Raw genomic sequence first — 13266 nt, forward strand, 5'->3', positions numbered from 1 at the left:
GGGGTCCACGCACGACCGGGGTGGATCAGGAGCCTGTCGAAAGCCTGGTAATGTTTCCTCTGTCGCCGCACGGGAAACCGCGCACGACAGACACCTTGTCCGGGTGGCGGAATGGCAGACGCGCTAGCTTGAGGTGCTAGTGCCCTTTATCGGGCGTGGGGGTTCAAGTCCCCCCTCGGACACACGAGAAGAGCGAGGGTCGTGACCAGACGGTCACGGCCCTCGCTCGTCGTGTGGGGCATCTCTCCTCACCCTGAAGATCACCAGGTCACGGCCCTTCGCGGCGCGGGTACGGACCCCCCGGAAGGCCGTCCCGAGTGGCCGACGGAAGCGGGCGGGCCTAGCGTCGTACTAAAATTTCCGGCTTGTTACGGAACGGAGCTGGAATCGGACAACCCCAGGCAGACCTGCGGGCCCGCCAGCGCCCCGGGGGTTTCCGGGAACGAAGACGCGAGGGCCCGATGGCAGCGATACACGAGAGCGACGCTCTCGGCCTGCTCGATGACGAGATCCGCGAACGGTTCGGCGATACGGCACGTTTCTCCGGAGGGCCGGCGGCCCCTCCCCGCACGCTTGTGGACGTCCTCGACGCGTCCGTGCGGTCGTATCCCAACGAGCTCGCTCTCGACGACGGCAGGGCACCGCTGACCTACCGTGCGCTGGCCGCGAAGGTGGAGCAGCTGCGGCGGCGACTCGCGGACGCCGGGGTCGGTCTCGGTGACCGCGTGGGGGTCCGGGTGCCGTCCGGAACCAACGATCTGTACGTGGCGATCCTCGCCGTGCTGGCCGCCGGTGCCGCCTACGTGCCCGTGGACGCCGAGGACCCTGACGAGCGGGCCGAGCTGGTGTTCGGCGAGGCCGAGGTGCGGGCCGTCGTCGGCGCCGGGCACGAGCTGACCGTGCACGGCCGCTCCGAGGTCCCCGCCGCGCGTCCCGGCATCGGGCACGACGCCTGGATCATCTTCACCTCCGGCTCCACCGGCAAGCCCAAGGGTGTCGCCGTCAGTCACCGCAGCGCCGCCGCCTTCGTGGACGCCGAGGCCCAGCTGTTCCTCACCGAGGACCCGATCGGGCCCGGGGACCGGGTCATGGCGGGCCTGTCGGTCGCGTTCGACGCGTCCTGCGAGGAGATGTGGCTGGCGTGGCGGTACGGGGCCTGTCTGGTGCCGGTGCCGCGTGCCCAGGTCCGCAGTGGCGCCGATCTCGGGCCCTGGCTGGTCGAGCAGGAGATCAGCGTCGTGTCGACGGTGCCGACGCTGGCCGCGCTGTGGGAGCCCGAGACGCTCAACGACGTACGTCTGCTGATCTTCGGTGGCGAGGCGTGCCCGCCCGAGCTGGTGCAGCGGCTGGTGACCGAGGGACGCGAGGTGTGGAACACCTACGGGCCCACCGAGGCGACCGTGGTGGCCTGTGCCTCGCTGATGAGCGGTGCGGAGCCGATCCGGATCGGGCTGCCGCTGGACGGCTGGGAGCTGGCCGTCGTCGACGAGGCCGGGGAGCCCGTGCCGATGGGCTCCAGCGGTCAGCTGGTGATCGGCGGGGTCGGGCTCGCCCGGTACCTGGACGCCGAGAAGGACGCGGAGAAGTACGCGCCGCTGGAGTCCCTCGGGTGGGAGCGGGCGTACCGCAGCGGTGACCTCGTCATGGCGGAGCCCGAGGGGCTGGTGTTCCTCGGGCGGGCCGACGAGCAGATCAAGCTCGGCGGGCGGCGCATCGAGCTCGGTGAGGTGGATGCCGCGTTGCAGGCCCTGCCGGGTGTGGCGGGCGCCGCGGCCGCCGTACGGACTGCCCGCAGCGGGAACCAGCTCCTCGTCGGCTATGTCGTCACCCAGGACGGCTGGGATCACGCGGCGGCCGTCGAGAGGCTGCGTGCCGAGTTGCCCGCGGCCCTGGTTCCGCTGCTCGCGCCGGTCGACGAGCTGCCGACCCGGACCAGCGGCAAGGTCGACCGGGGCGCCCTGCCCTGGCCGTTGGAGGGGCTGCAGAGCACCGGTCCCGTAGAGCAGCTGTACGGCACCGAGGCGTGGCTGGCCGAGCAGTGGAGCGAGGTGCTCGGCATCCCGGTGTCGGGCGCGCGGGACGACTTCTTCGCCGTCGGCGGCGGCAGTCTCGCCGCGGCCCAGCTGACCACACGGCTGCGCACCCGCTACCCGAGCGCCGCCGTCCTCGACGTCTACCAGCAGCCCGTGCTGCGCAAGCTCGCGCGGCATCTGGAGAAGTCGAGGCAGGACGACGGTGGCACGCGGGTCATCGCGCCGGTTCCGGTGCGCGCCCAGGTGGTCCAGCTCCTCCTCCTGCTCCCCCTGTTCACCGTGATCGGGCTGCGCTGGACCGTGGCGCTGACGGCGCTCGGCAACCTGCTGCCCGCGTACTCCTGGCTGCCGACCGCCCCGTGGTGGCTCGTCGCGGCCGGAGCGGTGCTCTTCTTCAGTCCGCCCGGCCGGCTCGCGATCGCGACGGGCGGGGCCCGGCTGCTCCTCAAGGGGGTCGAGCCGGGCCGGTACGCGCGCGGCGGCAGTGTGCATCTGCGGCTGTGGACCGCCGAGCGGCTGGCCGAGTTCAGCGGGGCGACCTCGCTGACCGGGTCCTGGCTGGAGCGGTACGGGCGGGCGCTGGGCGCCCGGATCGGGCCGGACGTGGACCTGCACTCACTGCCTCCGGTCACCGGCCTGCTCAGGCTGGGGCGGGGCGCGGCCGTGGAGTCCGAGGTGGATCTGTCCGGCTGGTGGCTGGACGGTGACCGGCTGGAGATCGGTGCGGTGCGGGTGGGCGCGCATGCCGTCGTCGGTACCCGCAGCGTGCTCTTCCCGGGCGCCCGGGTGGGCAAACGGGCGGAGGTCGCGCCGGGCTCGGCGGTCGCCGGTCAGGTTCCGACCGGGCAGCGCTGGGCGGGCGCTCCCGCGGTCAAGCTCGGCAAGGCCAAGCGCAACTGGCCCAAGGAACGGCCGGTGCGGGGCACGTACTGGCGGGCGATGTACGGCGTCACGGGCCTCGCGCTCAGTGGGCTGCCGGTGCTGGCGGGCGCGGTCGCGCTGTTCGTGGGCTACTGGTTCGTCACGCCGGAGGTGACCGCCGCGGGTGTCGCGCTCGGTCTCGTCCCGGCGACGCTCGCCTTCGGGCTGGTGTACGCGCTGGTGCTGCTGGTCGCCGTACGGCTGCTCAGCGTGGGCCTGCGGGAGGGCACGCATCCGACGCACAGCCGGATCGGCTGGCAGGCGTGGACCGTCACGCAGCTGATGGACCGCTCGCGGGAGACGCTGTTCCCGCTGTACGCCGGGCTGGCCACGCCGGTGTGGCTGCGGCTGCTCGGTATGCGGATCGGCAGGGGCGCCGAGGTCTCGACGGTGCTGGCGCTGCCCAGCCTGACGACCGTCGGCGAGGGCGCGTTCCTGGCCGACGACACGCTGACCGCGCCGTACGAGCTCGGCGGGGGCTGGATGCGGATCGGGCGGGCGGAGATCGGGCGCCGGGCGTTCCTCGGGAACTCGGGGATGACCGGGCCGGGCCGGTCCGTGCCGGACGGCGGGCTGGTCGGGGTGCTGTCGGCGACGCCGAAGAAGGCGAAGAAGGGCAGCTCGTATCTGGGGCTGCCGCCGATGAAGCTGCCGCGTGCGGCGGCCGACGGCGACCAGAGCCGGACGTACGACCCGCCGGCCCGGCTGCTGTGGGCCCGGGCGCTGGTGGAGCTGTGCCGGATCGTACCGGTGTTCTGCTCGGCGGGGCTGGCCGTGCTGACGGTGGCCGCGCTGTGTGCGCTGGGCACGTGGGCGCCGCTGCTGTCGGGGCTGGTGCTGCTCGGTGTGGGGCTGGTGGCGGGTCTGGTGTCCGTCGTCGCGAAGTGGGCGCTCGTGGGGCGGCACCGCAGTGGGGAGCATCCGCTGTGGAGCTCCTTCGTGTGGCGCAACGAGCTGGCGGACACGTTCGTGGAGGTGCTGGCGGTGCCGTGGCTGGCGGGTTCCGTGCCCGGTACGCCGGTGCTGACGGCGTGGCTGCGCGGGCTCGGGGCGCGGATCGGCCGGGGCGTGTGGGTGGAGAGTTACTGGCTGCCCGAGACCGACCTGGTCACGCTGGAGGACGCGGCGACCGTGAACCGTGGCTGTGTGCTGCAGACCCACCTCTTCCACGACCGGATCTTGCGGACGGATACTGTGGTCCTCCGTGAGGGCGCGACGCTGGGTCCTGGCGGAATCGTCCTGCCCGGCAGCACGATCGGCGCCCGTACGACTCTGGGACCGGCGTCGCTGGTGATGGCCGGGGAGTCCGTTCCCGACGACACCCGCTGGCTGGGCAACCCGATCGAGTCATGGCGTTCCTGAGCGCGGCTCAGCCGGGGTCCGAGGACGGTGCACCGGCACGACGTTCGAGCACAGCGCAGGGAGCAGACACCGCAGTGACCGTTCAGCAGGCAGTGGGTCCGGACCCTTATTTTCCGGCCAACGGCGATTCCCGCTACCGGGTGCATCGCTACGAACTCGCGCTGGACTACCGCCCGGGTCCCAACCGGTTGTCGGGGACGGCCCGGATCAACGCGATAGCGGGACGGTCTCCGCTGCCCGAATTCCAGTTGAACCTGGGCGACTTCAAGATCGGCCGGATCCGGGTGGACGGCCGGCAGCCGCACTACACGCACCGGGGCGGCAGGCTGCGCCTGCGTCCGGTCAAGGCGGTCCGTCCGGGCGCCCCCTTCACGGTGGAAGTGCACTGGTCCGGCAACCCCAAGCCGGTGAGCAGTCCGTGGGGCGGGCTCGGCTGGGAGGAACTGGAAGACGGGGCGCTGGTGGCGAGCCAGCCGATCGGGGCGCCGTCCTGGTATCCGTGCAACGACCGGCCCGCCGACAAGGCGTCGTACCAGATCTCGATCACCACGCCGTCCGCGTACGCGGTGGTGGCGGGCGGGCGGCTGCTGACCCGGACGACGAAGGCGTCGACGACCACGTGGGTGTACGAGCAGGCCGCGCCCACGTCCAGCTATCTGGTGGGGCTGTCGATCGGCAAGTACCAGACGGTGCTGCTGGGCGATCCGGGCCCGGGCGGGGTGCCGCAGCACGGGCACATTCCGGCGCACCTGCTGCCCGAGTTCTCGCGGGACTTCGCGCGGCAGCCCCAGATGATGGAGCTCTTCCAGGAGTTGTTCGGTCCGTACCCGTTCGACGAGTACGCGGTCGTGGTGACCGAGGAGGAGCTCGATGTCCCCGTCGAGGCACAGGGGTTGTCGCTGTTCGGCGCCAACCATGTGGACGGGGCTCGGGGTTGGGAGCGGCTGGTGGCGCACGAGCTGGCGCACCAGTGGTTCGGCAACAGCGTGTCCATCGCCGACTGGCGGCACATATGGCTGAACGAGGGGTTCGCGAAGTACGCGGAGTGGCTGTGGTCGGAGCGGTCGGGTGGCCGGAGCGCGCATCAACTCGCCGTGGCGGCCCACCGGTCGCTGTCCGCCCTGCCCCAGGACCTCACGCTGGCCGACCCCGGGCGTAAGTCGATGTTCGACGACCGGCTCTACCAGCGCGGCGGGCTGGTCCTGCACGCGGTGCGGTGCGCGATGGGCGACGACGCGTTCTTCCGGATGCTGCGCGGGTGGGCGACGCTGCACCGGGGCGGGGCGGTGAACACGACGACGTTCACCGCGCACGCGGCCCGGTTCGCGCCGGAGCCGCTGGACCAGGTGTTCCAGGCATGGGTGTACGGCACGAGGCTGCCGCCGCTGCCGGCACCGCACGCCCCCGCGATACCGGCCCGGCCCGCGCATCCGCCGACCAACGCCGGGTCGGCGTAGGGCCCGCGCCGGGTCCGTGCAGGGCTCGCGCGGAGTGCAGCGCGCCGTCACGGTGCCCGCGCGCGACGCGTACATGGTCCCGCGTGCGCTGCCCGCACCGCGCGCCCCACGATCCCGGCCCGGCCCGGCCCGGCCCGGCAGGCGTAGGGCCCGGGCTCACCGGCCGGGGCGGCGCGGGGCGCGGTCCCGGCACAATGGTGTGCATGTCCCGACGCAGCACTCGCCCCTCCCGCCCCGCCGGTACCCGCCCCGCCGGTACCCGCCCCTCCCGCCCCGCCGGTGCCTGTCCCTGCGGGCTTCCGGAGCCGTACGAGGCGTGCTGCGGCCGCTACCACTCCGGTCCTGCCGCGGCGCCCACCGCCGAGGCGCTGATGCGGTCCCGCTACGGCGCCTTCGTGAAGGGGGACGCGCCGTATCTGCTGCGGACGTGGCATCCGCGGACCCGGCCGGCACGGCTCGACCTCGATCCGGGGACGCGCTGGACCGGCCTGGAGATCCTCGGCACGACGGACGGTTCCGCCTTCCACAGCACCGGCACCGTGACCTTCCGGGCCTCGTTCCGGGGCGGTGCGCTGCATGAGCGGAGCCGGTTCGAGCGGGTGGACGGGGCGTGGGTGTACGTGGACGGGGAGTTCCTGGACCAGTAGGGCTGCGAGTTTCTGGAGCAGGAGGGCTACGGCGCCAGTATGTCCAGCTCCTGGAGGGCCCCCATGGTGATCTCGCGGGTCAGTTCCTCCGCGCGGAGTGCGTCGCCCTCGCGGACCGCCTCGGCGACCTGGACGTGGAGGGTGACGGCGGCCGGGTCGGGGTCCTCGAACATGACCTCGTGGTGGGTGCGGCCGGTGAGGACCTCGGCGACGACATCGCCGAGGCGGGCGAACATCTCGTTGCCGGAGGCGTTGAGGATCACGCGGTGGAAGGCCATGTCGTGCACGAGGTAGCCCTCCAGCTGATGGCCGCGTGAGGTGGCCACCATGCCCAGGGCGTACTCGGTGAGTTCGGCGCACTGCTCGGCCGTGGCGTGCCTGGCGGCCAGACCCGCGGCGACCGGTTCGATCGCCGAGCGCAGCATCGTGAGCGAGCGCAGCTGACGGGGGCGGTCGGCGCCGTCCAGACGCCAGCGGATGACCTGAGGGTCGTAGACGTTCCACTCGTTCTGGGGACGCACCGTCACGCCCACCCGGCGGCGTGACTCGACCAGGTGCATGGACTCCAGTACGCGGACCGCCTCGCGCATCACGGAGCGGGAGACGTCGAAACACTGGGCGAGTTCGTCGGTACGCAGGACACTGCCCGGCGGGTACTCCCCTGCGGTGATCGCGGGGCCGAGGGCCTCCAGTACTCGGCCGTGCAACCCGCGGTCCGATGCGCTCATGCACTCAGCGTACGGGCCAGGTCACAGGAACAAAAAGTCAGACTTATTTGTTGCAGACTCTTGAATTAGTCGTACCTAGTGGGTTTCAGTATGCCGACGTCAGATGTCGACGTCGGATGTCGAGGAAGACAGCGAGGCAGTGATGAGTACCCCTCACGTCGTCGTGGTGATGGGCGTCGCCGGCACGGGCAAGACCACGATCGGTCCCCTGCTCGCGGCCCGGCTGGGCGTCCCGTACGCCGAGGGCGACGACTTCCACCCGCAGGCCAACATCGACAAGATGTCGGCCGGCACTCCGCTCGAGGACGCCGACCGGTGGCCATGGCTCGACGCCATCGGCGTCTGGGCGCACGGGCGGGCCGGGCTCGGCGGGGTGGTGAGCTGTTCGGCGCTGAAGCGGTCGTACCGCGACCGGCTCAGGGCCTCCGCTCCCGGAGCCGTCTTCGTGCACCTCGCGGGCGACCGGGCGTTGATCGAGGACCGGATGGCGCATCGGCAGGGTCACTTCATGCCGACCGCGCTGCTGGACTCGCAGTTCGCCACGCTCCAGCCGCTCCAGGCGGACGAGGCCGGAGTCGCCGTCGACGTCTCCGGCAGCCCGGAGGAGATCACCGAGCGGGCCGCGAAAGCGCTCGACGCGCTTCCTGAGACATCCCGGTAATCACTCTCCACCGTCGCCGCAGTACCCCTCCCCACCCGCAGTACCCCCTCCCCCTCCCCACTGCGGTACCCCTCCGTACCCCCATCGCAGTACCCCTCCCCATCCCCGTACCTGCAAGGAACCTCCCGTGACCAGACTCAGTGTCGAGATGCTGGCAGCGGACGCACCCGAGCCGATCACCTCGGCCGGCCACGCTCAGCTGGGTATCGCCGTTCTGGCGGGCATCGCCGTCATCGTCCTGCTCATCACCAAGTTCAAGCTCCACGCGTTCCTGTCGCTGACCATCGGGACACTGGCGCTCGGCGCGTTCGCCGGGGCGCCGCTCGACAAGGCCATCGTCAGCTTCACCACCGGGCTCGGGACCACCGTGGCCGGTGTGGGCGTGCTGATCGCGCTGGGCGCGATCCTCGGCAAGATGCTCGCCGACTCCGGGGGCGCCGACCAGATCGTCGACACGATCCTGGCGAAGGCCACCCCCCGCACGATGCCCTGGGCGATGGTGCTGATCGCCTCGGTGATCGGCCTGCCGCTGTTCTTCGAGGTCGGCGTGGTGCTGATGATCCCGGTGGTGCTGATGGTCGCCAAGCGGGGCAACTACTCGCTGATGCGCATCGGTATCCCGGCCCTCGCCGGTCTGTCCGTCATGCACGGCCTGGTCCCGCCGCACCCCGGCCCGCTGATCGCGATCGACGCGGTCAAGGCCAACCTCGGCCTGACGCTGGCGCTCGGTGTCCTGATCGCCATCCCGACCGTGATCATCGCCGGTCCGCTGTTCTCGAAGGTCGCCGCCCGCTGGGTGGACGTCCCGGCGCCGGACCGCATGATCCCGCAGCGCGCCTCCGAGGAACTGGAGCGGCGTCCCAGCTTCGGCGCGACCCTGGCCACGATCCTGCTGCCGGTCGTCCTGATGCTGTCCAAGGCGCTCGTCGACATCGTCATCGATGACCCCGAGAACACCGGGCAGCGTGTGTTCGACGTCGTCGGCTCCCCGCTGATCGCACTGCTCGCCGCCGTGCTGGTGGGCATCTTCACCCTCCTGCGGCCCGCCGGGTTCGCCAAGGACCGGGTCTCTCAGCTCGTCGACAAGGGACTCGCGCCCATCGCGGGCATCCTGCTGATCGTCGGCGCGGGCGGCGGCTTCAAGCAGACCCTGATCGACAGCGGTGTGGGGCAGATGGTCCTGGAGATATCCAAGGACTGGTCGATCCCGGCCCTGCTGCTGGCCTGGCTGATCGCCGTGGCGATCCGACTGGCGACCGGCTCGGCGACGGTCGCCACGGTCTCGGCGGCCGGCCTGGTCGCCCCGCTCGCGGCCGACATGTCGACGGCCCACACGGCCCTGCTCGTCCTGGCCATCGGCAGCGGCTCGCTCTTCTTCAGCCATGTCAACGACGCCGGATTCTGGCTGGTGAAGGAGTACTTCGGCCTGGACGTCGGCCAGACCCTCAAGACCTGGTCCATCATGGAGACGATCATCTCGGTGGTCGGCGGCGGCCTGGTCCTGCTCCTCTCGCTGATCATTTAGGGGTACGGGAATGAGTCACCCTCTCTTCGACATCAACGGCCGCACGGCCCTGGTCACCGGCTCCAGCCGGGGCATCGGCCTCGCGCTGGCCCGGGGACTCGCTCAGGCGGGCTGCCGGGTCGTCCTCAACGGGCGGGACGGCGACCGGCTCGCCGAGGCCGCCACAGAGCTGCCCGGCGACGTCCACACGGCCGTGTTCGACGTGACCGACGGCCCGTCGGTGGCCGCCGGGATCGCGGATGTCGAACAGCGGGTGGGCCCGCTCGACATCCTGGTCAACAACGCGGGCATGCAACTGCGCGCCCCTCTCCTGGAGTTCACCGACTCGGACTGGCACCGGATCCTGGACACCAACCTGACCAGCGCGTTCCTGGTCGGCCGGGAAGCCGCCCGCCGGATGACGGAACGCGGCCACGGCAAGATCATCAACATCTGCTCGCTGCAGAGCGAGGTGGCCCGGCCCGGCATCGCCCCCTACGCCGCCACCAAGGGCGCGCTGAAGATGCTCACCAAGGGCATGTGCGCGGACTGGGGACCGTACGGCGTGCAGGTCAACGGTCTGGGTCCCGGCTACATCGAGACCGAGCTGACCCAACCCCTCGTCCAGGACGAGGAGTTCAGCGCCTGGGTGCGGCGGCGCACCCCGGCCGGGCGCTGGGGTCGTACGGAGGACCTGGTGGGCGGGGTGCTGTTCCTCGCCTCGCCCGCCGCGGACTTCGTCGGCGGGCAGGTGCTGTATGTCGACGGCGGCATGACGAGCGTGCTGTGACCGAGGAGGAGACGGCGATGCCGGCATGCGTGATCCATGGTCCGGGCGACCTGCGGGTCGAGGAGGTTCCGGTACCGTCGCCGGGCACCGGCCAGGCGCTGGTCGCCGTCCGCTACGGCGGCGTGTGCGGGTCCGACCTGCACTACTGGCGGCACGGCGGGGTCGGCGACTTCCGGCTCAAGGAGCCCATGGTGCTCGGCCACGAGGTGGTCGGGACGGTCGTGAGGTACGGCGACGGAGCGTCAGGGCCTGCTGTCGGTACGGCCGTCGCGGTGCACCCGGCGAGCCCCTGCGGGGTGTGCCCGGAGTGCGCGGACGGGCGCCGGAACGTCTGCCGGGACACGCGCTACCTCGGCAGCGCGGCCCGCTTCCCGCACGTCCAGGGCGGCTTCGCGGCCCAGGTGGTCGTACCGGCCGAGCAGTTGAGGCCGCTTCCGGCCGGTCTGGAGCCGCGCCGGGCGGCGCTCGCCGAACCGCTGTCGGTGGCGCTGCACGCGGTGCGGCGGGCCGGGGATGTGCGCGGGCGGCATGTCCTGGTCACCGGCGCGGGTCCCATCGGGTGCCTCGTGGTCGCGGCGGCGAAGGCGGCGGGCGCCGCACACGTGACGGTGACGGACCTGCTCCCGGCGGCGCTGCGGTACGCGTCGGCCGCGGGTGCCGACACCGTCGTACGGGCGGACGATCCGGACGATGCCGGGTGGCCGGCGGAGGTGGATGTGGCCGTGGAGGCATCCGGAGTGGCCGCCGGGCTCGACGCCTGTCTGCGTCGGGTGCGGCGCGGCGGGGTCGTCGTACAGCTCGGCATGCTGCCGCCCGGGCCGAGCCCGTTCGCGGGCAACCTCGTGGTGAGCCGGGAGATCGAGCTGCGGGGCGCGTTCCGCTTCGACGGTGAGTTCGACGCGGCGCTGGAACTGCTCGCGGCCGAGCCGGCGTTCGACGGGCTGGTCAGCGCGGTGATCCCGGTCCGGGAGGCGGAATCAGCGTTCGCGCTGGCCGCCGACCGGAGCCGGTCGTGCAAGGTGTTGCTGGACTTCGGCGGCCTCAGTACACCCTGAGACGTCCCGGCATGTCCCCACCGGCGCGTCCCCTACCCATGCCGCTCCGTGATCAACGCCGACGCGGGCGCCAGTGCCCGGCCGCCGTCCTGGCCGTTGCCGTTGCCGTTGGCGTTGCCGTCGGGGAGCGCCGCGTCGTGCACCGGCATGTCGTCCCGTATGAGGTTCTCGCCGATGAGGACGGCCGCCGTGGCGCCGCCGCTCTCCGATGAGCGCAGTTCGACGCTCAGGTTCTGCCGGGCGGCGATGCGGTTGACCACGAAGAGTCCGATCTGCTTGGCGTCGAGCAGATCGACGTTCTCGGACTGGATCTTGCGGTTGGCTTCGGCCATCGCCTCCTCGTTCATGCCGAAGCCGCTGTCCTCGATCTCGATGAGGAGGCCGTCCTGCAACCGGGCGGCCCGCAGCCGGACATGAGCGCTGGGCGGTGAGAAGGAGGCCGCGTTCTCGACGAGTTCGGCGAGCAGGTGGATGACGTCGGCGACGGAGCCGCCGTTGACGGAGACGCGCGGTACCGGCCAGACCTGGACCCGGCCGGGCTGCTCGATCTCCGCGACGGCGGCCCGCAGGACGTCCGTCAACGGGATGGGGTCACGCCAGCCGCGTCCGGGTGCGATGCCGGACAGGATGAGCAGACTCTCGGAGTGGCGGCGCATCCGGGTGGCGAGGTAGTCGACCTGGTACAGCTCCTGCACCTCGGCCGGGTCGCGCGGGCGCTGCTCCAGCTGGTGGAGCAGGTCGAGCTGGCGGTGCAGCAGCACCTGGCCGCGGCGGGCGATGCTGACGTACACCCCGGAGATGCCGCTGAGCAGTTCGGCGCGCTCGGAGGCGGCCGTGAGCGCGGCCCGCTGCACAGCGGTGAGTGCGGTGCCCACCTGGGCGAGTTCGTCGCCGACGAGGCGACGCATCGGCGCCTCGGCATCGATGTCCACCCCTTGCCCGGCGTGCAGTCGGCGCATGGCCTGCGGCAGTCGACGCCCGGCGACTTCGAGGGCGTCGTCGCGCAGGTCGAGCAGTTCGACGATGAGCCCCCGGCCGACGCCCACGGACACGAGCAGCGACAGCAGCACACCCACCAGACCGAGGATGACGGCGATGCCGGAGGCGCCCAGCGTGTCCCAGCCGAACGGGTTCGTCTTGGCCGTGGCCCTTGTACCGGCGTCCGACTGGGCCTCGGCGAGCCCCGTCAGCACGTCGTCGGCACCCTTGTTCCAGTCCGTCAGGAAGCCCGTGGAGAGAACCGAGGTACCGGGCCCGGCGCTGCGCACCCGGTCCTCGCCGGCCGCGAGCCCGGCGTAACTCGCGCTGCCCAGCACCGCGTTGTACGCCGCCCGGTGGGCCGGCTTCAGGTCGGCGACCGCGGGGTTCAGCAGTTCCCGCCGGGTGCCGACGGCGCCGGCGAACAGCGTGTACTGCCCCGTGGTGAGCTTCCCGGTCCCGCTTCCCGCGGCGAGGAGGGCCTGTTCCTGGGCCACGGCCTCGCGGACGCGGGCGAGTTCGAGGACGACCCGTGCCTCGGACGCGGCGTCGGTGGCGTTCTTGCCGGTGAGCGCGCCGGTGACGGCGAAGGCGTCCTCGATGACCTTCGAGTACCCCGTGAACGCCGTCTGGAGGGCGTTCTTCGCGTCGGTCTGCGCGTCGGTCTGCGCGCGCAGCGCTGTGAGTCCCCGTGTGTCGGACTCCAGGCGGTCGATGCGCGCGGGCAGCCCTGCGTCGAGGAGCTCGGCGTCCGCGGTGGCGGCGTCGGCGCCGTCACGGAAGGCGGCGGTGGCGTCATCGGTGGCCTTGCCCGCTGCTTTGAGAGCGTCGAGGTCGGCTGTGTCCCGCGCGGCGGCGTGGCGCGTGGCGGCGGTCCGTTCGGTCTGCAGCGCGGTGATGAACGCGTCGACCGGGGCGAGGAGCACGGAGTTGACGTCCTTGACCCGCTGGGTGTCGCCGATGTGGGAGGCCGTGGTCACCGCGGCGAAGCCCCACAGCGCCATGAGGGACACGATCGGCAGCATGAGCAGGGCGACGATCTTGGCCCGGACCGATTTGGGGCGCAGCCGTGCCGTGGTGGGGGTGACACGCATGGGATACCTCTTCGAGGGTGTGTGCGGTGCGGCTCT

9 protein-coding genes and 1 tRNA gene are annotated in these 13266 nt (G+C 71.9%); 8 read left to right on the forward strand and 2 right to left on the reverse strand.

The window, feature by feature from the left end:
* The first annotated feature begins 97 nt into the window (after positions 1 to 97).
* The 4 genes from M2271_RS25475 (at position 98) to M2271_RS25490 (ending at position 6420) form a co-directional block, all read left to right on the forward strand.
* A tRNA-Leu gene (locus M2271_RS25475) sits at positions 98 to 182 on the forward strand.
* A 279-nt stretch (positions 183 to 461) separates the two neighbouring features.
* The gene (locus M2271_RS25480; protein WP_280889654.1) at positions 462 to 4316 is read left to right on the forward strand and encodes a Pls/PosA family non-ribosomal peptide synthetase; all 3855 of its coding nucleotides are present in this window, start codon (positions 462 to 464) and stop codon (positions 4314 to 4316) included.
* A 74-nt stretch (positions 4317 to 4390) separates the two neighbouring features.
* Positions 4391 to 5773: a M1 family metallopeptidase gene (locus tag M2271_RS25485; protein WP_280889655.1), complete on the forward strand. Its 1383-nt coding sequence runs from the start codon at positions 4391 to 4393 to the stop codon at positions 5771 to 5773.
* 203 nt (positions 5774 to 5976) lie between these two features.
* Positions 5977 to 6420, forward strand: a complete 444-nt coding sequence (locus tag M2271_RS25490) for a YchJ family protein (RefSeq protein WP_280889656.1) — start codon at positions 5977 to 5979, stop codon at positions 6418 to 6420.
* A 26-nt stretch (positions 6421 to 6446) separates the two neighbouring features.
* Here the strand turns inward: M2271_RS25490 and M2271_RS25495 are convergent, their stop codons facing one another.
* Positions 6447 to 7148: a FadR/GntR family transcriptional regulator gene (locus M2271_RS25495; protein WP_280889657.1), complete on the reverse strand. Its 702-nt coding sequence runs from the start codon at positions 7146 to 7148 to the stop codon at positions 6447 to 6449.
* Between the two features lie 142 nt (positions 7149 to 7290).
* Here M2271_RS25495 and M2271_RS25500 point away from each other — a divergent pair, with 142 nt between their 5' ends.
* The 4 genes from M2271_RS25500 to M2271_RS25515 all read left to right on the forward strand — a co-directional run bounded on the left by M2271_RS25500 (position 7291) and on the right by M2271_RS25515 (position 11158).
* Complete coding sequence (locus M2271_RS25500; RefSeq protein WP_280889658.1) at positions 7291 to 7809, forward strand: gluconokinase; 519 nt, start codon at positions 7291 to 7293, stop codon at positions 7807 to 7809.
* 127 nt (positions 7810 to 7936) lie between these two features.
* Positions 7937 to 9334, forward strand: a complete 1398-nt coding sequence (locus M2271_RS25505) for a gluconate:H+ symporter (protein ID WP_280889659.1) — start codon at positions 7937 to 7939, stop codon at positions 9332 to 9334.
* Positions 9335 to 9344: 10 nt separating this feature from the next.
* Entirely contained in the window at positions 9345 to 10103 is a 759-nt protein-coding gene (locus M2271_RS25510) for an SDR family oxidoreductase (RefSeq protein ID WP_280889660.1), read from the forward strand.
* Between the two features lie 17 nt (positions 10104 to 10120).
* Positions 10121 to 11158 carry an L-idonate 5-dehydrogenase gene (locus tag M2271_RS25515; protein WP_280889661.1) on the forward strand — a complete coding sequence of 346 codons (1038 nt, stop codon included), beginning with the start codon at positions 10121 to 10123 and terminating at the stop codon, positions 11156 to 11158.
* A 32-nt stretch (positions 11159 to 11190) separates the two neighbouring features.
* Here the strand turns inward: M2271_RS25515 and M2271_RS25520 are convergent, their stop codons facing one another.
* Positions 11191 to 13230 carry a nitrate- and nitrite sensing domain-containing protein gene (locus M2271_RS25520; protein ID WP_280889662.1) on the reverse strand — a complete coding sequence of 680 codons (2040 nt, stop codon included), beginning with the start codon at positions 13228 to 13230 and terminating at the stop codon, positions 11191 to 11193.
* Between the last annotated feature and the right edge of the window lie 36 nt (positions 13231 to 13266).

Source organism: Streptomyces sp. LBL, assembly GCF_029893585.1.
Lineage (GTDB): Bacteria > Actinomycetota > Actinomycetes > Streptomycetales > Streptomycetaceae > Streptomyces.